Here is a 24,895-nt window from a genome sequence, read left to right as displayed (position 1 = left end):
AAGGGCTTGCGTGGCTGTCGCAGAATGGAGTCATGGCAGGTTCGTCGGAGCAGGCCCGGCACTGGCGGTACGCGGAGCTGCCAGGCGTCGATCTGCTGCGTGCCCACTACATCAGCAAGACCTTCGTGCGGCACACCCACGAGCACTTCGTGATCGCCGCGATCGCCGAGGGCGTCGACGTCTTCCACCACGGCGGCGCCGAGCAGCACGCCGGGCCCGGAACCGTCGCCCTGATCAACCCCGACACCATGCACACGGGCCGGGCCGGTGTGCCCGAGGGGTGGCGGTACGGGGTGGTCTATCCGTCGCCTGATCTGGTCGCGGCCATCGCCGCCGAGACCACCAACGTCCGCGGGACCCCCGGCTTCGTCCGTCCGGTCCTCGAAGACCCGTACGCCGTGACTCTCGTCCACCGGGTGCTGCGTGCCGCGGAGGAGGGCAACGCGCTCGCCGCCGATACTCTGCTGCGGGTGGCCGCGACCCGGCTGCTTCGGCTGAACGGCGGACCCGTTCCGCAGCGTGCCGTGCGCACGGCGGGTGCCAGGGTCGCGGCACGCGCGCGTGACGTCCTCCAGGAGCGTCTCGCCGACCCGCCGAGCCTGGAGCGGCTCGCAGCCGATCTGGGAGTCGGCCCCTTCGCCCTGCTGCGGGCCTTCCGCGACGCGTACGGGATGCCGCCGCACACGTGGCTCACCGACGCGCGTGTGCGCGCCGCACGGCGCCTTCTGGACGCGGGGGCGGCGCCCGCGGAGGCGGCCGTCGCCGTGGGGTTCACCGACCAACCACACCTGAACCGGCACTTCGCGCGGATCGTCGGGGTACCGCCCGGGGCCTACCAGCGCGAGCGCAAGAACGTACAAGACGGGGAATCGGCCCTGCTCGTACCGTCCGGCGTGTGGCAGAACAGACGACACCCGCAGACGTAGAAGCCGACCCCCGGGCAGACATGACAGGCGACCGCACACCGAGGAAACCCGACTCCGCCGTCGTCCGCGACGCCCTCGGCGTCGGGATCGCCGTCGGCCTCTCCGGCTTCGCCTTCGGAGTGACCTCGGCGGGCAGCGGCCTCACCGTGCCGCAGACCTGCGCGCTCAGTCTGCTGGTCTTCACCGGCGCCTCGCAGTTCGCGCTGGTCGGGGCGCTCGCGGGCGGCGGGAATCCGTTCACGGCCGCGGCGGGCGCCTTCTTCCTCGGCGTACGCAACGCGTTCTACGGACTGCGGCTCTCGCAGCTCCTGTCCCTGCCGCGCGCGCTGCGCCCGTTCGCGGCCCACTGGGTCATCGACGAGACCACCGCCGTCTCCCTCGCCCAACCGACACGGCGCGCCGCCCGCATCGGCTTCACCGTCACCGGGCTGAGCCTCTACGTGCTGTGGAACATCACCACGCTGCTCGGCGCTCTCGGCGCCGAGGCCATCGGTGACACCGACGCGTGGGGGCTCGACGCCGCGGGACCCGCGGTCTTCCTCGCGCTCCTCGCGCCGATGCTGCGTACGCCTACGGAGCGGGCCGTGGCGGGGATCGCGGTCGTCCTGGGGCTCGGCCTGCTGCCCGTACTGCCCGCGGGCGTGCCGGTCCTGGTGGCCGCGCTCGCCGCGCCGGCCGTGCTCTACGTAGAGGGCCGCAGGACCGCCGCCAGGGAGGGCGCGCGCCCCGACGGCACCCACCACGCTCCCCACACCCACCACGCTCCCAACACCCACAACACTCACAAGGAAGACCGTTGAACATCTGGATCGCGATCGGCGTGACCTTCGTCGGTTGTTACCTCGTGAAACTCGCGGGCCTGCTGGTGCCCGTCGGCGCTCTGGAGCGCCCGCTCGTCAGGCGCATGGCCGCCCTGCTGCCCGTGGCGCTGCTCGCCGCGCTCACGGCCCAGCAGGCCTTCGCCGAAGGGCGGGTCCTACAGCTCGACGCCAAGGCCCTGGGGCTCGTGGCGGCAGCCGTGGCGCTGCTGCTGCGCGCCCCGTTCCTGGTCGTCATCGGGGCGGCCGTGGTCGTCACCGCGGGGGTGCGGGCGCTCACGGGCTGACCGCTGCCGCCGTCCCCGCAGCCTCGAACACCCCATCCCTTCGTACACGGGCCCCGTGGGTAATGTGACGCGTCACCACCGCGGCCCCGCCCCTTGCGACCGCCCCCGGAGAGGAGACACCGTGGCGCTGTCCTCCGAAGCCAGATCCCTCGCGGCGCGCTGCGAGCCCAGGGTCAATGAACTGGCCCGCAGGATGGCCCGTGAGTCGTTCGAGGAACTGCCCGGATACGCGGAGCTCCCCGACGACGTGAAGGACCTGGAGATAGCCGCGACCGCACGCCACGGAGTGCGCCTCTTCCTGCGTCGCGTCACCGATCAGCCCGGCAGCCACCGGGTCTTCCGTGAGCGAGCGGCACAGCGCGCGGAAGAAGGCATGCCGCTGCACCTGTTGCTGCGTACGCACGCCCTGGGGGTCTACGTCCTGTGGCAGGCGCTGCGCGACGTGGCACGCCCCGGAGAGGAAGCGGCCCTGATCGAACTCGTGGACGTGCTGCTGCAGTCGCACCCCGCCATCGTCGGGACCGTGGCCGAGACCTACCTGGACGAGCGCTCCGCACTGGAGGCCGAGCAGCGCGCCCAGCGCGGTTCCCTGATCCGCGGCCTGCTCGACGGCATGGTGCCGCCCGGCCACGTGCTTCTCGGCCAACTGGGTCTGGCGGGGCCCGCGCTCGTCCTCGCGGTCGGCTTCGACGGGGCGCCGGCCGAAGGCCCCGTGGCGGTACGGCGGCGGCTGCGGCGTGTGCAGACCGCCCTGGACCACGCCTTCGACGTGGAGGTGCTCGCGCTCCTGGAGGCCGGCGGCGGGCGGGTCATCGTGCCCAAGGAGTGCGGGCCGCCCGATGACCTGCCGCGCCGTCTCGGCAAGGCCTGCGACCTTCCGGTGCGCGTGGCCGCGGTGGACGCCGCCGGGCCCGAGGCCGTGACCGGCGCGGCCCGCACCGCGACCGAGATACTGCGCATCACGCGCGCGTGCGGGATGCCTCCGGGCCTGCACCGCATGGAGGACGTGCTCCTTGAGTACCACCTCTCCCGCCGCAACGAGAGCAGCCACCTCATCTCCGCGCTGCTCGACCCGGTGGCCGACCACCCCGAACTCCTGGAGACGCTGCGCACCCACCTCGCCCATCAGCAGGAGCGCAGGGCGACCGCCGCCGCCCTCGGTCTGCATCCCAACACCGTCGACAACCGCCTCGCGAAGATCGGCGAACGCACCGGCATCGACCTGTCGGCACCGCGCGGCACGGCACTCGCCATCGCGGCGCTGCTCCTGAGGGAGGCGGAGGAAGCACCGTCAGGCGATGGGGCGTCCATGCGCCCGTAGCGTGCGCAGCGCCTCCACGGTGACGATCGGGCGCGATTCGAGGGCGCTGCCCGGCGCCCACTGCCGCCAGCGGATCGGCCAGCCACCGTCCTCCTGCTGCTCCTGTTCGAGGAAGTCCAGGGAGCGTGCCATCTCCTCGTCGGTGAACCACGCGCGCGCGAGCGACTCGGGCGTCTTCGCGTAGTCGTGGGCGAAGTGGTGCTCATCCGGTGCGTATCCGGGTGCCACGGGATACCCGTCGAGCCGTCCGGGGTCGAGCGCGACGAGGCGCTGCTCCCGGGTGAGCCTGCCGAGCCGGTCGGCGGCCGCCTGCGCGCGCGGGCGGTCGGGCGCCCCGTCGAGAAAGGCGACGGCCGCCTGGATCTCGTACGGATGAGACTTCTCGAGGGACTCGACGGCGGCCCAGCAGAAGTCGGTGGCCCTGAACAGCCAGGCGTGCCACACCTCGTTGCGGTGCAACAGGCCCACTACGGGGCCGGTGGTGAGGAGTTCGCTCGGCGGATCGTCCACCACGGGCACGAACGGAGCCGAGGGGTAGCCGCGTTGGCTCGGATGGATCGCGGGAAGGGCGCCGTCGGACGTGGAGACCGAGGTCAGATAACGGCACACGCGCTCCACCCGCTGCCCACCGCAACGCCGGATCGAGTCCAGGACGCGCAGCGCGTGCCCGACGTGCAGGGGCTGGCTCACGGGGCCGCGCAGATCCGGTTCGAGCGCATATCCGTACCCGCCGTCCTCGGTGTCGTAAGCGGCCAGGGCGGACTCGACCGCGTCGGCCAGCGGGTCGGCTCCACCGCCGCCCGTGCCGCTCAGGAAGTGGTACGCGAAACGCCGCTGCTCGAGGACGCGCGCGGTGAGCCAGACGAAGTGCTCGGCGCGTGCCACCGGCGAGGGCACGGCGTGCGGGGATGCTCCGGTTTCGGCCATGCACAGACCGTAGGCCGGAAAGCGCCTTCGGTAAGCCCTCTGCGTCCGGCTGCACTCTCAGGGGCGTGATACTGGAGGCATGCGGTTGACGATTTTCTGGGAGCGGATGGCGGACCACTTCGGACAGGGGTACGCCGACTCGTTCGCTCGCGATCACGTGATGGCGGAGCTCGGCGGGCGCACGGTGCATCAGGCGCTGGACGCGGGCTGGGACGCCAAGGACGTCTGGCGCGCCGTGTGCGCGGCGATGGACGTACCGGCCGCCAGGCGCTGACGGCGGGCAGCGCCGTCCGCGGGCGGGCCCTCCCCGGGTTCTGGTGGGCACGAAGATGTGGGGGGCGGCGGCTGAATGCCGGTGGCGTGGGCGAGACTGGGCTCGTGGCATCGACAGACGAGACCGCGCAGGTCACCCAGGATGTAGCTCCGCTCGGCACGACGCCGCCCGCACAGCCCCCGAACGGGGCGGGGACGGGGCGGGGCGCCAGCATGCCGCGCTGGCTGCCACGCGCCATGGTGCTGGCCCTCGCGCTCATCGCCTGTTTCCAGTTGGGCAGTTGGGCCTTCCATCAGCTGACCGGGCTCCTGATCAACATTTTGATCGCGTTCTTCCTGGCGCTCGCGGTCGAGCCCGCGGTGAGCTGGATGGCCGCGCGCGGGCTGCGCAGGGGCTTCGCGACCTTCCTGGTCTTCCTCGGTGTCCTGATCGCGAGCGCGGGCTTCGTCACGCTCATGGGCTCGATGCTCGCGGGCCAGATCGTGGACATGGTCGACGACTTCCCCGATTACCTCGACAAGGTCATCAGCTGGATCAACCAGACCTTCCACACGGAGCTCTCCCGGGTCGAGATCCAGGACAGCCTGGTCCACTCGGACTGGCTGCAGAAGTACGTGCAGAACAGCGCCAGCGGCGTCCTCGACGTGTCGGGGCAGGTCCTCGGCGGTCTCTTCCAGCTCCTGACGGTCCTGCTGTTCTCGTTCTACTTCGCGGCCGACGGCCCGCGTCTGCGGCGAGCGCTCTGCTCCGTGCTCCCGCCCGCCCGGCAGGCCGAGGTGCTCCGGGCCTGGGAGATCGCGGTCGACAAGACCGGCGGCTATCTCTACTCGCGCGGCCTGATGGCGCTGATCTCCGGAGTCGCGCACTACATCCTGCTGCAGGCACTCGGCGTGCCGTACGCGCCCGTGCTCGCTGTGTGGGTCGGCCTGGTCTCCCAGTTCATCCCCACCATCGGCACGTATCTGGCGGGCGCGCTGCCGATGCTGATCGCTTTCACGGTCGATCCCTGGTACGCGCTGTGGGTGCTGATCTTCGTGGTGGTCTACCAGCAGTTCGAGAACTACGTCCTGCAGCCCAAGCTCACCGCCAAGAGCGTGGACATCCACCCGGCGGTCGCCTTCGGGTCGGTCATCGCGGGCACGGCACTCCTCGGCGCGGTCGGCGCCCTGATCTCCATCCCGGCGATCGCGACCCTGCAGGCCTTCCTGGGGGCGTACGTGAAGCGGTACGACGTCACGGACGACCCGCGCGTCCACGGGCACCGGCGCAGGGGCGGAACGTCGCTGCTCACGCGCATGCGGCGTGCTCTGCGCGGGCCGAACCATCCGGGGGCGGCATCGGAGGCCGAGGTGGCGGCGGACGAGGCCGCTTCAGGTGCGGGCCCGGACTCCGGTGCGGGCCCGGATTCTGGTGCGGGCCCGGAGTCCGGGGCGGACCCGGCTTCCGGTGCGGGCCCGGGCGAACGTCAGTAGGCAGCGAGCGTCTGTAGGCCACCGTCCCCCGGATTCCCCGGGGTGTTTCTGAGGGACAGAGCCGCGGCACGGAGGCTCGCGGGGGCGATGTGCGCCCGGCGGACCGGACCCTTCCGTACCCTCGGTGGGGCCGCGTGGTGCGCTTGACACCAAAATCGAACATCCATTCTCATGGATGGCCTGGCGGCGTTTTCCCGGGGTTTTCGCGGGGGGATCCCTGGGGCTCCGGCGGATTCCGGCGGGGCGATCGCCCCGAGTTATCCACAGGCCGGACGGCCGTCGGGGCGGATTGTCAGTGGCAGGCGCTAGCGTCATTGACGTGAAGCGATCGACACAAGCAAATCGGGTGGAACCCATGGCAGGAACCGACCGCGAGAAGGCGCTCGAAGCCGCGCTCGCACAGATTGAACGGCAGTTCGGCAAGGGCGCAGTGATGCGCATGGGCGAGCGGCCGAACGACCCCATCGAGGTCATCCCCACCGGGTCGACCGCGCTCGACGTCGCGCTCGGCGTCGGCGGCATCCCGCGCGGCCGTGTGGTGGAGGTGTACGGACCGGAATCCTCCGGTAAGACGACGCTGACGCTGCACGCCGTGGCGAACGCACAGCGCGCGGGCGGCGCCGTCGCCTTCGTGGACGCCGAGCACGCACTCGACCCCGAGTACGCGAAGAAGCTGGGCGTCGACATCGACAACCTGATCCTGTCCCAGCCGGACAACGGCGAGCAGGCGCTGGAGATCGTCGACATGCTGGTCCGCTCCGGCGCGCTCGACCTGATCGTCATCGACTCCGTCGCGGCCCTGGTGCCGCGCGCGGAAATCGAGGGCGAGATGGGCGACTCGCACGTGGGTCTGCAGGCCCGTCTGATGAGCCAGGCGCTCCGGAAGATCACCAGCGCGCTCAACCAGTCCAAGACCACCGCGATCTTCATCAACCAGCTCCGCGAGAAGATCGGTGTGATGTTCGGCTCCCCGGAGACCACGACCGGTGGCCGCGCGCTGAAGTTCTACGCCTCCGTGCGTCTCGACATCCGCCGCATCGAGACCCTGAAGGACGGCACGGACGCGGTCGGCAACCGCACCCGCGTCAAGGTCGTCAAGAACAAGGTCGCGCCGCCCTTCAAGCAGGCCGAGTTCGACATCCTCTACGGCCAGGGCATCAGCCGCGAGGGCGGCCTGATCGACATGGGCGTGGAGAACGGCTTCGTCCGCAAGGCAGGCGCCTGGTACACCTACGAGGGCGACCAGCTCGGCCAGGGCAAGGAGAACGCCCGCAACTTCCTCAAGGACAACCCCGACCTCGCCAACGAGATCGAGAGGAAGATCAAGGAGAAGCTGGGCGTCGGCGTGAAGCCGAAGCCGGAGGAGCCGACCGCCGAGCCCGGCAAGGACGAGGCAGGTGTGACGGGCGCGGCCGAGGACGCCGCCAAGACGGTGCCCGCACCGGCGGCCAAGGTCACCAAGCCCAAGGCCGCCGCGGCCAAGAGCTGATCCATGACGCGGCGCACGGACTGGGCGGACCAGATCGCTCCCGAGCACCACACCGACCCCGCGGGCCGAGGCCTCGCGGACGGTGCGGATCAGGGCGGCGCCGACCGGGCCGGTGACGGCACCGGCCTCCGCGGGGGCGGCGGCCGGAGGGGCCGCCGACGGCGTGGCGGCTTCGGTGAAGGTCGAGGTGACGGTTCACAGGACAGCGGCCCCCCTTCCTCGTCGAGGGCCGAGAAGGGGGATCCGCCGACGGGGGATCCGGGTGAGCGGGCGCGGGCGATCTGTCTGCGTCTGCTCACCGGGACCCCGCGCACGCGCAAACAGCTGGCGGACGCGCTGCGCAAGCGGGACATCCCGGAGGACGTGGCGGACGAGGTACTCACCCGCTTCGAAGAGGTCGGTCTGATCAACGACGGCGCCTTCGCGGGCGCGTGGGTGGAGTCCCGGCACCACGGCCGGGGTCTGGCCCGACGAGCGCTCGCGCAGGAGCTGCGTACGAAGGGCGTGGACGCCACGCTGATCGAGGAGGCCGTGGGGCAGCTGGACTCGGAGCAGGAGGAGGCGACCGCACGCGAGCTCGTCGCCCGCAAGCTCCGTGCCACGCGGGGCCTCGACCGCGACAAGCGGCTGCGCCGCCTCGCGGGCATGCTCGCCCGCAAGGGCTACTCGGAAGGCCTGGCACTCCGGATCGTCCGGCAGGCCCTGGAGGAAGAGGGCGAGGACGCGGGGGACTTGGGGTACGACGGGGGTTGAGCCGACCAGGGCCCTCGCGGGGGTGGGGCTCAGGTCAGGGCCGGGCAGCGCGGTGCGAACCGCGGCCCGGCCCTTCTGCGTTCCGCGGGACAGGTCTCGCTCCTTAGGCGCGCCATGCCTCAACTCCCCTGCCCGGCCCGAGGGTGGGGTTACCCCCGCTGAAGACGCTCGCCGTCCTGTCGGCCTTCAGCGTCGGCATGACGGGCAGCGCCGCGCCCTCGATCACGCACTTGGTGTACGTCTGCGTGGTGGCCGTCGCGGCTCTGCTCGCCCGCACCGCGACCGCGCTTCCTGGCCGCGCCGCCCTGAAGCCCCGCCCCGTCACGGTGGCGACGGCCAAGGAGTGAATGTGCTCAGCCCCCGGCAGGAAGGCCGGTGTCGACAGGAAGCCCGGCGGCCTTCCACGCCTGGAAACCGCCGGTGAGGTCGGTCGCGTGCCGCAGCCCCAACTGCCGCAGCGAGAGGGCCGCGAGACTCGACGCGTACCCCTCGTTGCAGATCACGACGACCCGCAGGTCGTGGCTCACGGCCTGCGCGGCACGGTGGCTTCCCTGAGGGTCCAGGCGCCACTCCAGCTCATTGCGTTCGACGACGAGGGCGCCGGGGATCAGACCGTCCCGCTCGCGCAGGGCCGCGTACCGGATGTCGACCAGAAGCCCCCCGGCGGCAGCGGTGTCGCGCGCCTCCCGCGGAGTGAGCCGGTCGAGGTCGAGCCGCACGCGCTCCAGCAACTCGTCGATGCCTACGGGACGTACATCTGCGGGACGTACATCCGCGGGACGTGCGTCTACGGGCTGCTCACTCACTGCCAGTCCTCCGGGCGCTCCACGGACTCCAGACGCAGGACCGCGCCCGTACGGCTGTACCGGCGGATGCGGGGCAGCGGCGGATAGTAGGCGTGCACGGAGACGGCGTGCTCGCTCGTGGACTCGTTCAGAACCTCATGTACGTGGTTCTGGCCGAACGCCCTGCCCTTGCCGGCCGTCAACTCGCGCTCGCGGTCCACTCCTTCGGACAGTTCCAGGGTCTTCCAGCCGTCGGTGGGCAGCCGGGCGGCGAGCGAGTTCTCCTTGAGGGTGCCTGCGGCGGTGAGGAAGGCACCGACCGACTCCGCGTGGTCGTGCCAGCCCGTGCCGGTGCCGGGCGGCCAGCCGATCAGCCAGGCCTCGCTGCCGCCGGGCCCTTCCAGGCGCAGCCAGGTACGCCCCTCGGGGTCGAGCGGCAGTGAGGCGATCAGCTCGGGGTCGGCCGCGCTGCGGCGCACGAAATCGAGAAGCTCGGCGGCGGTGGGCGCGGGCGCCGGCGTGGAGGCATGCGTGGTGGGGACAGTCGAAACGGCGGAAGTCGAGCCGGTGGAGACAGAAGGAGACACAGCTACCGTCCTGGAAGTTCGCGGAAGCGCGCACCGAAGAGCCGAAGAGGCGGGCGCGCGAAGGGAGGGCGAATTCAGCAGGACGTGCGACACACGCAGCCCGCATAGCGGATGAGGTCCATATGGACCCTCCGCCACAGGCGCACATCGGTGTCGGTCATATTTCGGAGTAGACCATGACGCTGCGTACCGGTCAACTCCTGTTCACTGGGTGGTCGGCGGGCTCGCGACGGCCGTGCTCTCCTCCTTCTCCGCGGTGTCCGCACTCTTCTCCGCGGTGTCCGCGCTGTCCGCACGACGCTTGGGCACCGCACCGCCGAGAGCGGCCTCGGCCGCCGTATACAGCTCGGCGGGGCGTACCCCGCCGAGCGCGGTGACCAAGTGACCGTCGGGGCGGATGAGCAGCACCGAGTGCGCGGGGGCCCCGGGGTAACTCTCCGCCACGAGAAGTTCCGCCGGGTGCGGCAGCGCCGTGACGGCGGCGGCGAGCCGGGGCATGATCCCGGCCGTCACCCAGTGTCGCCGCTCCCACACAACCGTGCCGGGCGCGACGAGGACGACGAGCAGGTGCCCCACGCCGAGCCGGTCCCGCAGCCGCACGAAGGAGCCGTCGGGCGCCGTCACCGGCACATCGGCCACGGGTGCCCCCGGCTCCGTGTCCACGGCCACCTCGGACTCCAGGGGCGCGGGCGCCAGCGGTGACTCCGCGTACGACGTGGGCGCGCCGAGGGGCCCGCGGCCCACATGGCCGTCGGTGAGGAGTGTGTCGTGCCCGCGCGCCGACCCCGGCACGTACGAGCGCAGACCTCCGCCGCCCCGCAGTATCGGCAGCGACTGATCGGCGGCGCGCAGGCGTGCGGCGACGCTCGCCCGCCGCTCGGTCTGGTAGCTGTCGAGCAGAGCGTCCCGCGGGCCGTGATGCCAGGCAAGGGCCAGCTTCCAGGCGAGATTGTCCGCGTCCCGCAGCCCTTCGTCGAGCCCCTGCGTACCGAGCGCGCCGAGCAGATGCGCGGCGTCCCCCGCGAGGAAGGCGCGGCCGACCCGCCACCGCCGGGCAAGACGGTGGTGGACGGTGTGCACGCCCGTGTCGAGCAGCTCGTACGGTGGTGTGGAACCCCCGCACCAGCCCGCGAGGGTCTCGCGGATGCGGACCACCAGGGCGTCGGGCGTCACGAGATCACCGCGCGGCGGCAGCAGCCAGTCGAGCCGCCACACTCCGTCGGCGAGCGGGCGGCCCGTCACCTCGGCGCCTCCGTGGCGCCACGGAGGCATCCGATGCAACAACGCCTCGCCGGGTCCGGGAAGTTCCGTGCGCAACGCGGCCACGGCGTGTCGTTCGACAGCCGTGCGCCCCGGGAAGCGGACGTCGAGGAGCTTGCGCACGGTCGACCGGGGTCCGTCGCAGCCCACCAGATAACTGCCGCGCCACCAGGTGCCCTTGGGGCCGCGTGTGTGGGCTGTGAGGCCGCCCGCGTCCTCCTCCAGGGAGTCGAGCTTGCTCTCCACCGCGATCTTGACCAGACGCTCCTCGGCGATGGCCGCGCGCAGGGCGCCCGTCAGCGCGTGCTGGGGCACATGCAGCGGGGCGGGCATCTCGTCACTGAACGTGAGCTCCCGCATCAGCTGCTTGCGCCGCAGGGACCGCAGGCCGACCCATCGCGCGCCGGATTCCTGGTCACCGAACGAGTGATCGGTCAGCCGCTCCATGAGCGCCGCGGTGTCATCCCGCAGGACGACGGTCCTGGCGGGCCGCTGTTCGTCCTTGCCGGGACCTTCGTCGAGTACGACGGTGGGTACGGAGTGACGCGCGAGAGCCAGGGCGAGCGTGAGACCCACGGGGCCCGCGCCGACGACGATCACCGGGTCCACGGGACGCACCCTCCCGCCGCGAGGGCCCGGGAGCGCTGGACGTACGTACAGGAACTTACAGTTGGAGCCCGGTGCGCGATCACAGAACGTATGCAACAGACTGCTCGGCGAGCCGTCAAGCTGGACGCACGGGTGGCCGGGGTTCCTCTGGGATGGTTCGTGAGGGCGCCCGGTGGGACATGCGTCAGGGCCCGTCGAACGGATTCGACGGGCCCTGGGACATGCGCTGCTGACAGGGCGTCACTGCCCCTGGGATCGCGTCAGTTCTTCTTCTCCGGGCTGTCACCCGGCTGTACGTCCGCCGCGGCGGTGTCCCCGGCGGGGCCCTGCGGCGCGGAGGGGTCGAGCACACCGGGTGCCTCGGCCGGTTCGGCGGCCGCTGCGACGGCGATACCGGTCTTGGCGCGACGTCCGCGCTTCTCGATCCAGGTGGCGAGCGACGAGAGGAGAAGGCAGAGCCCGATGTAGATGACGCCGAACACGGTGACCGTCTGGACGAACGGGTACACGCCGTTGACCGGTGTGTTGTTCGCGATCAGTCGGGCCGACTGGAGCAGCTCGGGGTAGAGGACGAAGAATCCGAGCGAGGTGTCCTTCAGCGTCACCACCAGCTGGCTGATGATGGTCGGCAGCATCGACCGGATCGCCTGCGGGAAGAGCACCGAACCCATGACCTGGGTCTTGCGCATCCCCAGGGCGTAGGCGGCCTCCATCTGCCCCTTGGGCACCGCGTTGATGCCCGCTCGGAGCACCTCGGCCTGGACGCATCCGTTGTAGATGGTCAGGCCGATCACCAGCGCCCAGAACGGGGTCATGTCGCCGACCAGGCCGACCCAGAACGCGAAGATGGTGATGAGCAGTGGAATCGACCGGAAGAGGTCGATGAAGGCGACGGCGAACCAGCGCACCGGCTTGTGCTCGGAGAGCCGGGCCACACAGAGCACTACGGCGAACACCAGCGAGAAGATGCCCGCGAGGGCGAACACCTTCAGCGTGGCGACGAGGGAGTCCAGAATGTTCTGCTGAATTCCGGTGTAGTTGAAGATGTCCCAGAGGTCACCTTCGAACTCGCCCTTGCTGTTCAGTCGAAGAATGATCCAGACAATGCCGCCCAGGAAAGCCGCGGTGCCGACAACGCTGTAGATGATGTTGCGGACGCGGGCTTTGGGGCCGGGGGCGTCGAAGAGAACGTTGGCACTCATCGGGCGACCTCCAGGCGGTGCTCAAGGAGTCGGAAGAGGCCGTTGATGGCGTACGTGATGATCAGGTACGCGATGGTGATCCAGACGAAGATCATCACGATGTCGTAGCCCTCATTGCTCAGCGTCTTGGAGATGTTGAACAACTCGACGTTGTCGAAGGCACCCGCGATGGCGGTGTTCTTCGTCAGGGCGATGAAGATGCTGGAGAGCGGCGGCACCACCGTGCGCGTGGCCTGGGGCAGGACGATGAGCCGCATCGTCTGGGCGAAGCTGAGCCCGATCGCTCGGGCCGCCTCCGCCTGGCCGAGCGGCACGGTGTTGATGCCTGAGCGGACGGCTTCGGCGACAAATGCCGACGTGTAGAAACCGCAGGCGAGCGTGGCGAGGAGGAACGAGTCGAGGTCGGGGTAGAGAACCTTGGGCACGACGAAGAACGCCACAAGGAAAAGCAGAGTCAGAGGGGTGTTCCGCAGCAGCGTGACCCAGAGGGTTCCGAATATTCGCAGCGGCGGTACGGGTGATACGCGGAACCCGGCGATGATGACCCCGGCCAGCACAGCCACGAGCGCGCTGGATGCGGTCAGCTTGAGAGTCCCCCAAAACCCTTCGCGGAAAAGCGACAGGTTGTCGAGCAGTACGTCCATGAATTCTCCGCGAGGTCTTTCGCGACGGGTCGCAGGTGATCGCGACGGGCCCCGGCCGGCGGGGCCGGGGGCGGTGGCAGGGTTGTGCGACAGGTCCGGCAGCGATGCGGGCAGCGGACGTCCCGCTCCGCACCGCTGATGGGTGCGGGCGGAGCGGGACGTGCCGGACTACTTCGGGTCGGTGAAGGCCGGCGGGTCCTTGTAGTCGGAGCCGGACTTGCCGAGGGTGGCGTCGTAGGCCTTCTTGTAGTCGCCGTTCTCCTCGTGCGCCTTGATGGCGTCCGCGACGGCCGTCTGCAGGGCCGTGTCGCCCTTCTTCAGGCCGACACCGTAGGGCTCGTCCGAGAAGGGCTTGCCGACGACCTTGAGCTTGCCCTTGTTCTGCGCCGCGTAGCCCATCAGGATCGCGTCGTCCGTGGTGACGGCGTCGACCTGGTTGTTCAGGAGCTGGGCGACACACTCCGAGTACTTGGAGAGCTCGGTGACCTTGGCGCCGTACTTCGGCTTCTTGATGTTCTGCAGCGGCGTGGAACCGACGATGGAACAGACCTTCTTGCCGCGGACCGTCTCCGGGCCGGTGAGTTCCTTCTCGTCCTTGCGGACCAGGAGCGAGGCGCCGGCGTGGAAGTACGGTCCCGCGAAGTCGATCTGCTTCTTGCGCTCGGGGTTGATCGTGTACGTGCCGATCATCAGGTCGACGTCGCCCTTGGCGACCGCGGTCTCACGCGCGCCGGAGTCGACGGTCTTCCACTCGATCTGCTTCGGCGAGAAGCCGAGATCGGCCGCGATCATCTTGGCGATCTCGATGTCGAAGCCGGAGTACTCCTTGGTCGACTGGTCCTGGAAGCCCAGGTACGGCTGGTCGGCCTTGGCGCCGATCACCAGTTTGCCGCGCTTCTTGGCGGCCTTGAAGACGGACGAGTCGACCGATGCGTCCTTCTTGACGTCGTAGCTGAGGGCCTTGGAACCGGAGGTGTCCGGTCCTTCCGGCTTGTCGCCGGCGGAGCCCTCCTTGCCGCCGCAGGCCGTGGCGGCAAGCGAGAGCGCGGCGAGCGCCGCTACTGCGGCGGCGGACTTACGGAGCTTCATGGTGAACATCCTTAGATTCGACTGGCGTTGAGACGACGTAGGAGCCTCAGTGTTTAAGGATCTTCGACAGGAAGTCCTTGGCCCGGTCGCTGCGCGGGTTGCTGAAGAACTGGTCCGGCACGGCCTCTTCGACGATCCGGCCGTCCGCCATGAAGACGACGCGGTTGGCCGCCGATCGTGCGAAGCCCATCTCGTGGGTGACCACGACCATGGTCATGCCGTCACGCGCGAGCTGCTGCATGACCTCCAGGACCTCGTTGATCATCTCCGGGTCGAGCGCCGACGTGGGCTCGTCGAAGAGCATCACCTTGGGGTCCATCGCCAACGCGCGTGCGATCGCGACGCGTTGCTGCTGACCACCGGAGAGCTGCGCGGGGTACTTGTCGGCCTGCGTGGCGACACCCACGCGGTCCAGAAGGGCACGTGCCTTCGTCTCTGCTTCCGCCTTGGACGTCTTGCGCACCTTGATCTGGCCCAGCATCACGTTCTCGAGCACGGTCTTGTGCGCGAAAAGGTTGAAGGACTGGAAGACCATGCCCACGTCCGCACGGAGGCGGGCGAGCTCCTTGCCCTCCTGGGGCAACGGCTTGCCGTCGATCGAGATGTCTCCCGACTCGACCGTCTCCAGGCGGTTGATGGCGCGGCACAATGTCGACTTGCCCGACCCGGAGGGGCCGATCACGACGACGACCTCACCGCGGGTGATGGTCAGGTCGATGTCCTGGAGGACGTGCAGAGCGCCGAAGTGCTTGTTGACGTTCTTCAGCACGACCAGGTCGTCCGCTCCAGGCGGTATGGCGTCCTTGGTCACCGATACTTCGGTCACGGCTTGTTGCTCCATCCTCCTCGGTTGGGAGGACAGTAATAACCCGGTGCGACCAGCGTCATTACATCTGAGGGGAAATTGAGCATAACGATCCGGCCGCAACCGGACACTCCGCGTGAAGGGGACGCCCCCGCACGTACCGGCTGCGTAACGGAACGTGCCCGTGGCCCGAACCCTCTTGACGCGGTCCTTACCTATCGGCGTGGATGCCTTGGTGCCTGTGCACGCGCGCGTACCGGCCATCGGCGAGCGCGAACGGAACGACCGATGAACCGGAGGGGGCCCGCATGAGACTGCTCCTCGTCGAGGACGACAATCACGTGGCGGCGGCCCTGTCCGCGGTCCTGGCCAGGCACGGCTTCGACGTCGTGCACGCACGCAGCGGAGAAGAAGCGCTGCAGGCCCTGCTGCCCGGCAAAACGGCACCCTTCGGAGTCGTGCTCCTCGATCTGGGGCTGCCCGATCAGGACGGCTACGAGGTCTGCGGAAAGATCCGCAAGCGTGGGTCGACGCCCGTGATCATGGTGACCGCGCGTGCCGACGTGCGCTCGCGGATCCATGGTCTGAACCTCGGTGCCGATGACTACGTGGTGAAGCCCTACGACACCGGGGAGCTGATCGCCCGCATCCACGCGGTCATCCGGCGGCCCCCGTCCGGCGCCGCCGCGGGGCCCGCGGACAGCGAACTGCGCCTCGGTTCCGTACGCATCGAACTGCCCACCAGGCAGGTCAGTGTGGACGGTTCGACGGTCCAGCTGACCCGCAAGGAGTTCGACCTGCTCGCGCTTCTCGCCCAGCGGCCCGGCGTGGTGTTCCGCCGGGAGCAGATCATCAGCGAGGTGTGGCGCACCAGCTGGGAGGGAACGGGGCGCACTCTTGAGGTGCATGTCGCCTCCCTGCGCTCCAAGTTGCACATGCCGGCCCTGATCGAGACCGTGCGGGGCGTGGGCTATCGGCTCGTCGTCCCGGCCGCGTAGCGCGTAGCGAGGTCAGGTGCGTTCTCGCCTCCTCCCGCTGCTCATCGTCCTCATGGCGGGGGTACTGCTCGCGCTCGGCTTCCCGCTCGCGGTGAGCGTGGCCGCGGCGCAGCAGCAGAAGGTGGTCGTCGACCGGATCGACGACACGGCGCGCTTCGCGGCCCTCGCGCAGTTCGTCACCAAACGTCCCACGGGATCGCGCCCGCGGAACAAGGACGAACGCCGCGAAACCCTCCAGACTGAACTCGACTACTACCACGAGGTCTACGGGATCAAGGCGGGCGTCTTCTTCCGGGACCGTGAGCCCATGGCTCACGCGCCCGGGAGCTGGTTCCTGCCCTCCAGGGGTGCCGAGGTGCGGGAGGCCTTCGAGGAGGCCCTCAGGTCCCGTGGGAGCCACGATCCGCAGCAGGTGTGGCCCTGGCAGCGCGGCCGGCTCGTCGTCGCCTCCCCGGTGATCAGGGACGGGGACGTCATCGCGGTCGTCGTCACCGAATCACCTACGGGGCGCATGCGTTCGAAGACGCTGCAAGGGTGGCTGCTCATCGGCGCGGGAGAGTCGGCGGCCATGCTCCTGGCCGTCGGTGCCGCGCTGCGCCTCACCGGCTGGGTGCTGCGTCCGGTGCGGGTCCTGGACGCGACCACGCACGACATCGCGACCGGGAGCCTGAAGTCGAGGGTGGCGGCCGCGGGCGGCCCGCCCGAACTCCGGCGCCTCGCCCGGTCGTTCAACGAGATGGCCGACAACGTCCAGGACGTCCTGGAGCAGCAGCGGGCCTTCGTCGCCGACGCCTCGCACCAGCTGCGCAACCCGCTCTCCGCCCTGCTGCTGCGCATCGAGCTGCTCGCCCTCGAACTGCCCGAGGGGAACGCGGAGATCGCCTCCGTGCGTACCGAGGGCAAGCGCCTGGCCCAGGTCCTCGACGACCTCCTCGGACTCGCCCTCGCCGAGCACGCGGCAGCCGATCTGCGGCTCACCGACATCGGTGCGCTCACGGCCGAACGGGTCGGTGCCTGGCGGCCCCTCGCCGAGGAGCGTGGGGTGCGGCTGCTCGGCACCTGCCCGGCGACCACCGGCTGGGCCGACCCGGTCGCCCTGTCCAGTGCCCTGGACGCGGTGATCGACAACGCCCTCAAGTTCACACCCGAGGGCGAGGAGGTGCGCGTGGAGGTCACCTGGAGCGGTGCGCTGACGACCGTGGTCATCACTGATGGCGGCCCCGGCCTCACGGAGGACGAGCTCGCCCGCATCGGCGACCGCTTCTGGCGCAGCAACCGCCACCAGAACGTGCAGGGCTCGGGCCTCGGCCTGTCCATCTCGCGGGCCCTGCTCACCGCGGGCGGCGGCTCGATCGCCTACGAACAGCACGAGCCGCACGGACTGCGGGTGACCGTCGGCGTCCCGCGCGGCGAACCCGCCCCCCGGGCCTGACGGGATCCGACCGGGCCGGACACGGCCTGAGCGCTACGGCTTGACCGACTGGTAGTAGCGGCGTGCGCCCTCGTGCAGGGCGAGCGGGTCCGTGTAGAGCGCCGTGCGCAGGTCGACCAGCTGGGCCGCGTGCACCTCGTCACCGATGTGGTCGCGGCTGTCGATCACCGTGCGCGTCAGCCCCTCGGTCAGGTTCGGATCCGCCCGGTCAGTGGTGACCAGGAGGTTCGCCACGGCCAGGGTCGGTACGGACTCGCTCTGCTGGACGGCGGGATAGGCGTCGGCGGGCATCACCGCTGCCCGGTAGTAGCGGGAGGCCCCGCCCTGCTTGTGCAGCGCGTCCACGAGGTCGCCGAGCGGGACGAGCCGGACGTCGAACTTCTCGGAGAGCTCGGCCACGGTGAGGGTCGGCAGTCCGCCCGACCAGAAGAAGGCGTCGATGTCGCCCTTCTTGAGAAGTTCGGGCGCCGTGTCGATGCCGGAGTCCACCGACGTGAGGTCCTTGTCGGGATCGAGTCCGGCGGCCTTGAGCACCCGGTTCGCTATCAGCCGCACCCCCGAGCGCGGCTGGCCCACGGCCACCTTCTTGCCCCGCAGGTCCTGCGCCTTACCGATGTCGGACGAGCGCCGGACGACGAGCTGGACGTAGTCGTCGTACAACCGCGCACAACCCCGCAGCCGCTCCGCGCCCGCACGCCCCTCCTGGCGGTACTTCGCGACGGCGTCGGCCGCCGCGACGGTGAAATCGGCCCTCCCCGTGGCCACCCGCTCGACGTTCTGCTGCGAGCCCTCGCTGTTGAGCAGCTTCACGTCCACCTTGGGCATGTCATGGGAGATCGCGGTCCGCAGGAGCTTGCCGTACCGCTCGTACACCGCGTTCTTCACGCCCGTGCTGAACGTCATCCGGCCCTCCGGAGAGTCGCCGCCCGCCGGAACGAGCCACCACATCAGGAGTCCGAAGACCACGAGGGCGGCGGCCGCACCCTGGAGTGCGCGGCGCCTGCTGAGGTGGTGGGGTGCCTGGAGCATGCGCGCGATCCTGCCAGGCCACTCGCCGCGATGGCCAGGGCCCGGCTCCCGGCAGGGACACTTCGGCGACCGCCTACCCTTGTCCTATGAGCAGCGGAGACCGGGGACAGGCAGTGGGCGTCAAAGGAACGTACGAGGTACGCACTTACGGGTGCCAGATGAACGTCCACGATTCGGAGCGCCTCTCCGGTCTCCTTGAGGGCGCCGGCTACGAACGCGCGCCCGAGGGGTCGGACGGCGACGCCGACGTGGTCGTCTTCAACACGTGCGCCGTGCGGGAGAACGCCGACAACCGTCTGTACGGCAACCTCGGCCGCCTGGCGCCGATGAAGACCAAGCGGCCCGGCATGCAGATCGCCGTCGGCGGCTGCCTGGCCCAGAAGGACCGCGACACCATCGTCAAGAAGGCGCCCTGGGTCGACGTCGTCTTCGGCACGCACAACATCGGCAAGCTGCCGGTGCTCCTGGAACGCGCCCGCGTCCAGGAAGAGGCGCAGGTCGAGATCGCCGAGTCGCTCGAGGCGTTCCCCTCGACGCTGCCCACGCGCCGCGAGAGCGCCTACGCGGCGTGGGTCTCCATCTCCGTGGGCTGCAACAACACCTGCACGTTCTGCATCGTCCCCGCCCTGCGCGGCAAGGAGAAGGACCGCAGGACCGGCGACATCCTGGCCGAGATCGAGGCACTCGTCGGTGAGGGCGTCTCCGAGATCACCCTGCTCGGCCAGAACGTGAACGCGTACGGCTCGGACATCGGTGACCGCGAGGCCTTCAGCAAGCTCCTTCGGGCCTGCGGGAAGATCGAGGGCCTGGAGCGCGTGCGCTTCACGTCGCCGCACCCGCGCGACTTCACGGACGACGTGATCGCCGCCATGGCCGAGACCCCGAACGTGATGCCGCAGCTGCACATGCCGCTCCAGTCCGGCTCGGACCCGATCCTCAAGGCGATGCGCCGCTCGTACCGCCAGGACCGCTTCCTCGGCATCATCGAGAAGGTACGCGCCGCCATGCCCGACGCGGCGATCTCCACCGACATCATCGTCGGTTTCCCCGGGGAGACCGAGGAGGACTTCGAGCAGACGATGCACGTGGTCCGTGAGGCCCGCTTCGCCAACGCCTTCACCTTCCAGTACTCCAAGCGCCCCGGTACGCCCGCGGCGACCATGGAGGGGCAGATCCCCAAGGAGGTCGTGCAGGCGCGCTACATGCGTCTTTCCGCCCTCCAGGAGGAGATCTCCTGGGACGAGAACAAGAAGCAGGTCGGCAGGACCCTGGAGCTGATGGTCGCCGAGGGCGAGGGCCGCAAGGACGGCGCCACCCACCGCCTCTCCGGACGCGCCCCCGACAGCCGCCTGGTCCACTTCACCAAGCCGGACACCGAGGTCCGCCCCGGTGACGTCGTGACAGTCGAGATCACCTACGCGGCGCCGCACCACCTGCTCGCCGAGGGCCCCGTCCTGAACGTGCGCCCCACGCGCGCGGGTGACGCCTGGGAGAAGCGCAACACCGAGGCGGCGGCCAAGCCCGCGGGCGTGATGCTCGGACTGCCGAAGGTGGGCGCCCCCGAGCCGCTCCCGGTGGCCGCGGGCAGCGGCTGCGGCTGCGACTGACCGGGGCGAGTGGCGGGGACGGGGACGGGGAGAGGCTGATGGCGCGCTGGGCGCTGATGATGGAGAACCCTCCGGGGCCGGGGGCGTGGCATCTGTTCGAGCTGATGGCCACGGTGGACGGCACGCATGAGGAAGCGGTGGAGCGGTTCGCGGAGTTCGTCCGCCTGTACCGCCCCAAGCACCCGCGCTATCCGGTGCGGATGCGGCGCTACCGCACGGCCGACGGCTGGATGGTGATCGGCGACGGCTCGTCCGGGGGCTCCTTCCCGTACCGCTTCTCGATCTCCGAGCTGGAGTGGGACTCGGGCCCGATCGCCTACTAGCGCGCGGGCGCGCGTTACGCTGCCGATCATGCTTGTCGCCGCAGCCGTCTGCCCCTGCCCGCCTCTGCTCGTCCCCGAGGTCGCCGCGGGCGCTGCCCCCGAACTGGACGCGGCGCGTGCCGCGTGCACGGACGCCATCGGAGTGCTCGCGGCCTCGCGGCCCGACCGGCTCGTCGTGGTCGGCCCCGCCGAGCAGAGCGGGCGTGGCCCGCATCAGCAGGGTGCCCGTGGGTCCTTCCGCGGTTTCGGCGTGGACCTCGACGTGCGCCTCGGGCGTCCGGGCGGTGACGGCACGGACGGCGCCCCGGAAGCTGCGGCGGAGCGTGCGCTTCCGACCTCCCTTGCCGTCGCCTCCTGGCTGCTCGACCGTACGGATTGGTCGGCGGCCCCGCTGGAGGGGCTCGGCGTGGGGGAACCTCTGGCGGCCGAGCGGTGTATCCGAGTCGGCGGGGACATCGCGGCGCTGGGCGACCGGGTCGCTCTGCTGGTGATGGGCGATGCCAGCGCGTGCCGCACGCTGAAGGCGCCGGGGTATCTCGACGAGCGGGCGGCCGGGTTCGACGCGGAGATCGCTCGTGCGCTGGGGGCGGCGGACGTCGAGGCACTCAAGGCGCTCGACGAGGAGCTGGCATGCGAACTGAAGGCGGCAGGCCGGGCTCCGTGGCAGGTGCTCGCCGGCGCGGCCGAGGGCGCGGGCCTGAGCGGCGAGCTGCTCTACGAGGACGCTCCGTACGGCGTCGGGTATCTGGTGGCCACCTGGTCGTAGCGGCCTGGTCCAGGGCGCCCGACGCACGGCGACGGCCGCGGAGCTGGTGGCGCTCCACGGCCGTCCGCCGGTGTCGTTCAGTGACCCGGTCGGCTGACTCAGCCGGTCCTCCGGCGCTGTGCTGCCGCCGGTACCGCCGAGTGATCCAGCCGATGGTTCAGGGAGCCTGAGGGGGCTTCGGCGGGGCGGCGTCGCCGCCCGGGCCCTTGCCCTCGTCGGGTGTCCCGGCGAGGCGGTCCATGGCGTCCTTCGCCTTGCCCGTTCCCGTCTGGATCTTGTCGCTGTACTTGCCCTTGGTCTTGTCGTCGACCGCCTTCGCGGCCTTGTCGAGACCTTGGTCGATCTTGTCCCCGTGCTGTTGCGCGAGGCCCGCGACCTTGTCCTTCGCCGGGGCGAGCTTGTCTTTCAGGTTCTGCAGGAAGCCCATCGGTTACCTTCCCTCGCTGGGAGAGTCACTTGCGGGCGCCCTCGTCGGCCTCGTCGTTGTCGGCGGCCTTCTCCGCGGACTGCTGCTTCGGGATGTCCACGTTCTCCGCGGCAGCCTCTTCGGTGTCCTCCGCCTCGTCCTCGGTCTTGCCCTCGGTCTCGGCGTCGGCCTTCGTGTCGGCCTCGGTCTCGTCCTCGGCGGCGGCTTCGGCCTTGGCCTCTTCCTTGCCGGTCTCGGGCTCGGAGGACTCCCCGGCCGCTTCCGGCTCGGCCGTCAGGGTGGCGGCCGACGCCTCGGGTGTTGACGCCTCTTCCGTGTCCTTGGACTTCCTACGGAACCGTGCAAAAACGCCCATATCTACTCCATACGGTACTCGTGTGGGCGAAATCCCGCGCCGCCCGGTGCGCCCTGTTGCGCCGCCCGGGTCGCCGGTCCTCGAAAACCGGCGGCTGGAACCTCGCAACAGGCAACGACCCCGGAGGTGTGGCGTCACGTAGCTCGTTCGGGAAGTGGCCGCGGTGTTTGCGAGACTGGGGCGGTGAGTAGAGCAGCTCCCGCACCGCGGGTCATCGCCGTCGTCGGGCCGACCGCGGCAGGAAAGTCCGATCTGGGCGTTTTCCTCGCCCAGCGTCTCGGCGGCGAAGTCGTCAACGCCGACTCCATGCAGCTCTACAGAGGGATGGACATCGGGACCGCCAAGCTGACCCTCGAAGAGCGCGACGGAGTCCCGCACCACCTCCTCGACATCTGGGACGTCACGGAGGCGGCGAGCGTCGCGGAGTACCAGAAGCTGGCGCGAGCCGAGATCGACCGTCTCCTCGCCGACGGGCGCTGGCCGATCCTGGTCGGCGGCTCCGGGCTCTATGTCAGGGGGGCCGTGGATCACCTGGAGTTCCCCGGTACGGACCCCGTGGTCCGGGCCCGCCTGGAGGAGGAGCTCGAGCTTCAGGGCTCCGGCGCGCTCCACGCGCGCCTCGCCGCCGCCGACCCCGGTGCGGCCCAGGCCATCCTCCCCAGCAACGGCCGCCGGATCGTCCGCGCCCTCGAGGTCATCGAGATCACCGGCAAGCCCTTCACCGCCAACCTCCCCGGACACGACTCCGTCTACGACACCGTCCAGATCGGCGTCGACGTCGGCCGCCCCGAACTCGACGAACGCATCGCCACGCGCGTGGACCGCATGTGGGGCGCGGGCCTCGTCGACGAGGTGCGCGCTCTGGAGGCGGTCGGGTTGCGAGAGGGGCGTACGGCGTCGCGCGCTCTGGGGTACCAGCAGGTGCTCGCGGCGCTCGCGGGAGAGTGCACCGATGCCGAGGCGCGCGCGGAGACCGTGCGCGCGACCAAGCGCTTCGCACGCCGTCAGGACTCGTGGTTCCGCCGCGATCCCCGGGTGCACTGGCTCAGCGGCGCCATGGCCGATCGAGGGGAACTCCCGGGACGGGCACTGACGTTGGTCGAACGAGCGGTCACAGCCTGATCACGTGATGGCATCGGGACGCTCAGGCGGTCATCCCGGCCCCCGGCGCCGTGCCATCATCGACCATCGATCGACCAGTGGAGTCCGAAGCAGGAGGGCGGATGGCGATGGAGGCCGGCCCTCGTGACACCGCACATGGTGGCGGCGAGCTGACCCCGGACGGCCCCGACGGGGTACCGGACGGCGTGATCGACGACGGTCCCGGCCCGGAGCAGATGGCCGTGGCCGAGGTCGAGGTCGAACTGCGCCCGCAGCGCCGTCTGCGCATCTGGCAGCTCGCACCGATCGTCATCCTCGCCGCGGCGGGATCGCTGATGTTCGCCTTCCCGCTCGCCTTCGAGTTCGGTGACGGCGGAGCCGTCGTCGCCATGCTCGGGCTCCTGATCAGCTGCTGCGCCGCGGGCTGGGGCATGATGGCCGCGCGCCGCGTGGGTCACACCTGGCCGGGGCTGCCGGAGCGCGGTTCCGGAGGCCGCCCGGACTGGCGGATCGTCTGCGCGTACGCCCTGGTGTTCCTGGCTGTCGCCGTCCTCGCCGTGTGGCGCGTCGCCCGCCTTCGCTGACGGCGTCCTACCAGGTCAGGGCTCTGCTGGGTACCGTACGGGCCGAGTGTCGGCGGCACCCCGTACGATCGAGGAATGAGCACGCGGATCGCCTTCCTCAAGGGGCACGGGACCGAGAACGACTTCGTGATCGTCCCGGACCCCGAGAACGCCATCGAGCTGCCCCCGGCCGCTGTGGCCGCCCTGTGCGACCGCCGCGCGGGCATCGGGGGAGACGGCCTGCTGCATGTCGTGCGCTCCGCGGCACACCCCGAGGCGCGCCACCTGGCCGCCGAGGCCGAGTGGTTCATGGACTACCGCAACGGCGACGGTTCGATCGCCGAGATGTGCGGCAACGGCGTGCGCGTCTTCGCCCGCTATCTGCAGCGCGCCGGACTGGTGGGCGAGGGCGATCTGGCCGTCGCGACCCGTGGCGGCGTGAAGACCGTGCACATCGCCAAGGCGGCGGCCGGCGGGGACGTCACCGTCGGAATGGGCAAGGCGCTCCTCCCCGAAGGGGACATCGCCGTCTCCGTGGGCGACCGCCACTGGCCGGCGCGCAACGTGAACATGGGCAACCCCCACGCGGTCGCCTTCGTGGACGACCTGGCCCACGCCGGAACTCTGTACGACCCGCCGCCATTCAGCCCCGTCTCGGCCTACCCCGACGGCGTGAACGTGGAGTTCGTCGTCGACCGTGGCCCGCGTCACGTCGCCATGCGCGTGCACGAGCGCGGCGCGGGCGAGACCCGCTCGTGCGGCACGGGCGCGTGCGCCGTCGCCGTCGCGGCGGCCCGCAGGGACGGGGCGGACCCCAAGGCGACCGGTTCGCCGGTCACGTACACCGTCGATCTGCCTGGTGGGAGCCTGGAGATCACCGAGCGGCCCGACGGCGAGATCGAGATGACGGGCCCCGCGGTGATCGTCGCCGAAGGCGAGATCGACGCGGAATGGCTCGAAACTGTAAACCCGTGAACTGTCGCTCGAATGGGTGATCCGTTTCACGCTCGGCGAGAGGCGGTCAGCGGCGCGTGATGGGCTCGGTA

At 70.4% G+C, this 24,895-nt stretch carries 29 protein-coding genes; 17 read left to right on the top strand and 12 right to left on the bottom strand.

The annotated features are described in order from the left end of the window. Nucleotides 1-32 precede the first annotated feature (32 nt). The 4 genes from ACFVXC_RS33520 (at nt 33) to ACFVXC_RS33505 (ending at nt 3,352) form a co-directional block, all read left to right on the top strand. On the top strand, nt 33-926 hold the full coding sequence (locus ACFVXC_RS33520; protein ID WP_389913171.1) for an AraC family transcriptional regulator: 894 nt from the start codon (nt 33-35) through the stop codon (nt 924-926). Continuing rightward, on the top strand, nt 896-1,726 hold the full coding sequence (locus ACFVXC_RS33515) for an AzlC family ABC transporter permease (RefSeq protein ID WP_389913168.1): 831 nt from the start codon (nt 896-898) through the stop codon (nt 1,724-1,726). The genes ACFVXC_RS33520 and ACFVXC_RS33515 overlap by 31 nt, the downstream gene beginning before the upstream one ends. Continuing rightward, a complete protein-coding gene (locus tag ACFVXC_RS33510) occupies nt 1,723-2,031 on the top strand; it encodes an AzlD domain-containing protein (RefSeq protein WP_389913165.1) in 309 nt (102 codons plus the stop codon). The genes ACFVXC_RS33515 and ACFVXC_RS33510 overlap by 4 nt, the downstream gene beginning before the upstream one ends. A gap of 121 nt (nt 2,032-2,152) precedes the next feature. Beyond that, nucleotides 2,153-3,352: a PucR family transcriptional regulator gene (locus tag ACFVXC_RS33505; protein WP_389913162.1), complete on the top strand. Its 1,200-nt coding sequence runs from the start codon at nt 2,153-2,155 to the stop codon at nt 3,350-3,352. On the opposite strand, the gene ACFVXC_RS33500 is transcribed toward ACFVXC_RS33505, so the two are convergent. Beyond that, complete coding sequence (locus ACFVXC_RS33500; RefSeq protein ID WP_389913160.1) at nt 3,323-4,279, bottom strand: hypothetical protein; 957 nt, start codon at nt 4,277-4,279, stop codon at nt 3,323-3,325. The genes ACFVXC_RS33505 and ACFVXC_RS33500 overlap by 30 nt on opposite strands. Nucleotides 4,280-4,358: 79 nt before the next feature. Here ACFVXC_RS33500 and ACFVXC_RS33495 point away from each other — a divergent pair, with 79 nt between their 5' ends. The 5 genes from ACFVXC_RS33495 (at nt 4,359) to ACFVXC_RS33475 (ending at nt 8,614) form a co-directional block, all read left to right on the top strand. Next, nucleotides 4,359-4,553 carry a DUF3046 domain-containing protein gene (locus ACFVXC_RS33495; protein WP_389913158.1) on the top strand — a complete coding sequence of 65 codons (195 nt, stop codon included), beginning with the start codon at nt 4,359-4,361 and terminating at the stop codon, nt 4,551-4,553. Nucleotides 4,554-4,657: 104 nt separating this feature from the next. Next, the gene (locus tag ACFVXC_RS33490; RefSeq protein WP_389913155.1) at nt 4,658-6,025 is read left to right on the top strand and encodes an AI-2E family transporter; all 1,368 of its coding nucleotides are present in this window, start codon (nt 4,658-4,660) and stop codon (nt 6,023-6,025) included. Nucleotides 6,026-6,380: 355 nt separating this feature from the next. Next, nucleotides 6,381-7,514: a recombinase RecA gene (gene recA, locus ACFVXC_RS33485; RefSeq protein WP_389913152.1), complete on the top strand. Its 1,134-nt coding sequence runs from the start codon at nt 6,381-6,383 to the stop codon at nt 7,512-7,514. A 3-nt stretch (nt 7,515-7,517) separates the two neighbouring features. Next, on the top strand, nt 7,518-8,267 hold the full coding sequence (recX, locus tag ACFVXC_RS33480) for a recombination regulator RecX (RefSeq protein ID WP_389913149.1): 750 nt from the start codon (nt 7,518-7,520) through the stop codon (nt 8,265-8,267). Nucleotides 8,268-8,410: 143 nt separating this feature from the next. Further along, nucleotides 8,411-8,614 (top strand): hypothetical protein, encoded by a 204-nt coding sequence (locus tag ACFVXC_RS33475; RefSeq protein WP_389913147.1) that lies wholly within the window; start codon nt 8,411-8,413, stop codon nt 8,612-8,614. A gap of 6 nt (nt 8,615-8,620) precedes the next feature. Here ACFVXC_RS33475 and ACFVXC_RS33470 read toward each other — a convergent pair whose 3' ends face one another. The 8 genes from ACFVXC_RS33470 to ACFVXC_RS33435 form a co-directional block, all read right to left on the bottom strand. Beyond that, nucleotides 8,621-9,073 (bottom strand): rhodanese-like domain-containing protein, encoded by a 453-nt coding sequence (locus tag ACFVXC_RS33470; RefSeq protein WP_389913144.1) that lies wholly within the window; start codon nt 9,071-9,073, stop codon nt 8,621-8,623. Next, the gene (locus ACFVXC_RS33465) at nt 9,070-9,639 is read right to left on the bottom strand and encodes a cysteine dioxygenase (RefSeq protein ID WP_389913142.1); all 570 of its coding nucleotides are present in this window, start codon (nt 9,637-9,639) and stop codon (nt 9,070-9,072) included. Before ACFVXC_RS33465 ends, ACFVXC_RS33470 begins: the two co-directional genes overlap by 4 nt. A gap of 74 nt (nt 9,640-9,713) precedes the next feature. Next, a complete protein-coding gene (locus tag ACFVXC_RS33460) occupies nt 9,714-9,761 on the bottom strand; it encodes a hypothetical protein (protein WP_389913210.1) in 48 nt (15 codons plus the stop codon). Between the two features lie 82 nt (nt 9,762-9,843). Beyond that, complete coding sequence (locus tag ACFVXC_RS33455) at nt 9,844-11,508, bottom strand: FAD-dependent monooxygenase (protein WP_389913139.1); 1,665 nt, start codon at nt 11,506-11,508, stop codon at nt 9,844-9,846. Between the two features lie 260 nt (nt 11,509-11,768). Next, nucleotides 11,769-12,710, bottom strand: coding sequence for an amino acid ABC transporter permease (locus ACFVXC_RS33450; RefSeq protein WP_389913136.1), 942 nt, complete (start codon nt 12,708-12,710; stop codon nt 11,769-11,771). Continuing rightward, entirely contained in the window at nt 12,707-13,354 is a 648-nt protein-coding gene (locus ACFVXC_RS33445; RefSeq protein WP_389913134.1) for an amino acid ABC transporter permease, read from the bottom strand. The genes ACFVXC_RS33450 and ACFVXC_RS33445 overlap by 4 nt, the downstream gene beginning before the upstream one ends. A 168-nt stretch (nt 13,355-13,522) precedes the next feature. Further along, complete coding sequence (locus tag ACFVXC_RS33440) at nt 13,523-14,443, bottom strand: glutamate ABC transporter substrate-binding protein (protein WP_389913131.1); 921 nt, start codon at nt 14,441-14,443, stop codon at nt 13,523-13,525. Between the two features lie 46 nt (nt 14,444-14,489). Then, nucleotides 14,490-15,269 carry an amino acid ABC transporter ATP-binding protein gene (locus tag ACFVXC_RS33435; RefSeq protein WP_389913128.1) on the bottom strand — a complete coding sequence of 260 codons (780 nt, stop codon included), beginning with the start codon at nt 15,267-15,269 and terminating at the stop codon, nt 14,490-14,492. A 287-nt stretch (nt 15,270-15,556) separates the two neighbouring features. Here ACFVXC_RS33435 and ACFVXC_RS33430 point away from each other — a divergent pair, with 287 nt between their 5' ends. Then, on the top strand, nt 15,557-16,246 hold the full coding sequence (locus ACFVXC_RS33430; RefSeq protein WP_389913125.1) for a response regulator transcription factor: 690 nt from the start codon (nt 15,557-15,559) through the stop codon (nt 16,244-16,246). Nucleotides 16,247-16,262: 16 nt separating this feature from the next. Beyond that, a complete protein-coding gene (locus ACFVXC_RS33425; RefSeq protein WP_389913122.1) occupies nt 16,263-17,678 on the top strand; it encodes an ATP-binding protein in 1,416 nt (471 codons plus the stop codon). A 33-nt stretch (nt 17,679-17,711) separates the two neighbouring features. On the opposite strand, the gene ACFVXC_RS33420 is transcribed toward ACFVXC_RS33425, so the two are convergent. Beyond that, entirely contained in the window at nt 17,712-18,707 is a 996-nt protein-coding gene (locus ACFVXC_RS33420; protein WP_389913119.1) for a TAXI family TRAP transporter solute-binding subunit, read from the bottom strand. Nucleotides 18,708-18,793: 86 nt separating this feature from the next. On the opposite strand from ACFVXC_RS33420, the gene miaB reads away from it, so the two are divergent. Genes miaB through ACFVXC_RS33405 form a run of 3 tightly spaced genes read left to right on the top strand, consistent with a single transcriptional unit; the run spans nt 18,794 to nt 21,403 of the window. Beyond that, complete coding sequence (gene miaB / locus ACFVXC_RS33415) at nt 18,794-20,314, top strand: tRNA (N6-isopentenyl adenosine(37)-C2)-methylthiotransferase MiaB (protein WP_389913116.1); 1,521 nt, start codon at nt 18,794-18,796, stop codon at nt 20,312-20,314. Between the two features lie 38 nt (nt 20,315-20,352). After that, complete coding sequence (locus ACFVXC_RS33410) at nt 20,353-20,637, top strand: hypothetical protein (RefSeq protein ID WP_383270683.1); 285 nt, start codon at nt 20,353-20,355, stop codon at nt 20,635-20,637. A gap of 28 nt (nt 20,638-20,665) precedes the next feature. Further along, nucleotides 20,666-21,403, top strand: a complete 738-nt coding sequence (locus ACFVXC_RS33405; protein WP_389913114.1) for a class III extradiol dioxygenase subunit B-like domain-containing protein — start codon at nt 20,666-20,668, stop codon at nt 21,401-21,403. 157 nt (nt 21,404-21,560) lie between these two features. Here ACFVXC_RS33405 and ACFVXC_RS33400 read toward each other — a convergent pair whose 3' ends face one another. Next, nucleotides 21,561-21,830 carry an antitoxin gene (locus ACFVXC_RS33400; RefSeq protein ID WP_389913111.1) on the bottom strand — a complete coding sequence of 90 codons (270 nt, stop codon included), beginning with the start codon at nt 21,828-21,830 and terminating at the stop codon, nt 21,561-21,563. Nucleotides 21,831-21,855: 25 nt separating this feature from the next. Beyond that, entirely contained in the window at nt 21,856-22,185 is a 330-nt protein-coding gene (locus ACFVXC_RS33395) for a hypothetical protein (RefSeq protein ID WP_389913109.1), read from the bottom strand. Between the two features lie 183 nt (nt 22,186-22,368). On the opposite strand from ACFVXC_RS33395, the gene miaA reads away from it, so the two are divergent. The 3 genes from miaA (at nt 22,369) to dapF (ending at nt 24,824) form a co-directional block, all read left to right on the top strand. Next, nucleotides 22,369-23,307, top strand: a complete 939-nt coding sequence (miaA, locus tag ACFVXC_RS33390; protein ID WP_389913106.1) for a tRNA (adenosine(37)-N6)-dimethylallyltransferase MiaA — start codon at nt 22,369-22,371, stop codon at nt 23,305-23,307. Between the two features lie 101 nt (nt 23,308-23,408). Further along, the gene (locus ACFVXC_RS33385) at nt 23,409-23,870 is read left to right on the top strand and encodes a hypothetical protein (protein WP_389913103.1); all 462 of its coding nucleotides are present in this window, start codon (nt 23,409-23,411) and stop codon (nt 23,868-23,870) included. Nucleotides 23,871-23,945: 75 nt separating this feature from the next. Then, nucleotides 23,946-24,824, top strand: coding sequence for a diaminopimelate epimerase (dapF, locus tag ACFVXC_RS33380; protein WP_389913100.1), 879 nt, complete (start codon nt 23,946-23,948; stop codon nt 24,822-24,824). Nucleotides 24,825-24,895: the final 71 nt, after the last annotated feature.

Source organism: Streptomyces sp. NPDC058257 (assembly GCF_042881845.1).
Taxonomy (GTDB): Bacteria; Actinomycetota; Actinomycetes; order Streptomycetales; family Streptomycetaceae; genus Streptomyces.
This window is presented reverse-complemented; position numbering and strand designations above follow the sequence as displayed.

Coding starts and splice junctions, on each gene's coding strand:
- ACFVXC_RS33405 (WP_389913114.1), top strand. CDS start 20,666: ATGCTTGTCGCCGCAGCCGTCTGCCCCTGCCCGCCTCTGCTCGTCCCC.
- ACFVXC_RS33520 (WP_389913171.1), top strand. CDS start 33: ATGGCAGGTTCGTCGGAGCAGGCCCGGCACTGGCGGTACGCGGAGCTG.
- recX (WP_389913149.1), top strand. CDS start 7,518: ATGACGCGGCGCACGGACTGGGCGGACCAGATCGCTCCCGAGCACCAC.
- ACFVXC_RS33400 (WP_389913111.1), bottom strand. CDS start 21,830: ATGGGCTTCCTGCAGAACCTGAAAGACAAGCTCGCCCCGGCGAAGGAC.
- ACFVXC_RS33450 (WP_389913136.1), bottom strand. CDS start 12,710: ATGAGTGCCAACGTTCTCTTCGACGCCCCCGGCCCCAAAGCCCGCGTC.
- miaB (WP_389913116.1), top strand. CDS start 18,794: ATGAGCAGCGGAGACCGGGGACAGGCAGTGGGCGTCAAAGGAACGTAC.
- ACFVXC_RS33440 (WP_389913131.1), bottom strand. CDS start 14,443: ATGAAGCTCCGTAAGTCCGCCGCCGCAGTAGCGGCGCTCGCCGCGCTC.
- ACFVXC_RS33385 (WP_389913103.1), top strand. CDS start 23,409: ATGGCGATGGAGGCCGGCCCTCGTGACACCGCACATGGTGGCGGCGAG.
- ACFVXC_RS33395 (WP_389913109.1), bottom strand. CDS start 22,185: ATGGGCGTTTTTGCACGGTTCCGTAGGAAGTCCAAGGACACGGAAGAG.
- ACFVXC_RS33420 (WP_389913119.1), bottom strand. CDS start 18,707: ATGCTCCAGGCACCCCACCACCTCAGCAGGCGCCGCGCACTCCAGGGT.
- recA (WP_389913152.1), top strand. CDS start 6,381: ATGGCAGGAACCGACCGCGAGAAGGCGCTCGAAGCCGCGCTCGCACAG.
- ACFVXC_RS33500 (WP_389913160.1), bottom strand. CDS start 4,279: ATGGCCGAAACCGGAGCATCCCCGCACGCCGTGCCCTCGCCGGTGGCA.
- ACFVXC_RS33495 (WP_389913158.1), top strand. CDS start 4,359: ATGCGGTTGACGATTTTCTGGGAGCGGATGGCGGACCACTTCGGACAG.
- ACFVXC_RS33430 (WP_389913125.1), top strand. CDS start 15,557: ATGAGACTGCTCCTCGTCGAGGACGACAATCACGTGGCGGCGGCCCTG.
- dapF (WP_389913100.1), top strand. CDS start 23,946: ATGAGCACGCGGATCGCCTTCCTCAAGGGGCACGGGACCGAGAACGAC.
- ACFVXC_RS33445 (WP_389913134.1), bottom strand. CDS start 13,354: ATGGACGTACTGCTCGACAACCTGTCGCTTTTCCGCGAAGGGTTTTGG.
- ACFVXC_RS33410 (WP_383270683.1), top strand. CDS start 20,353: ATGGCGCGCTGGGCGCTGATGATGGAGAACCCTCCGGGGCCGGGGGCG.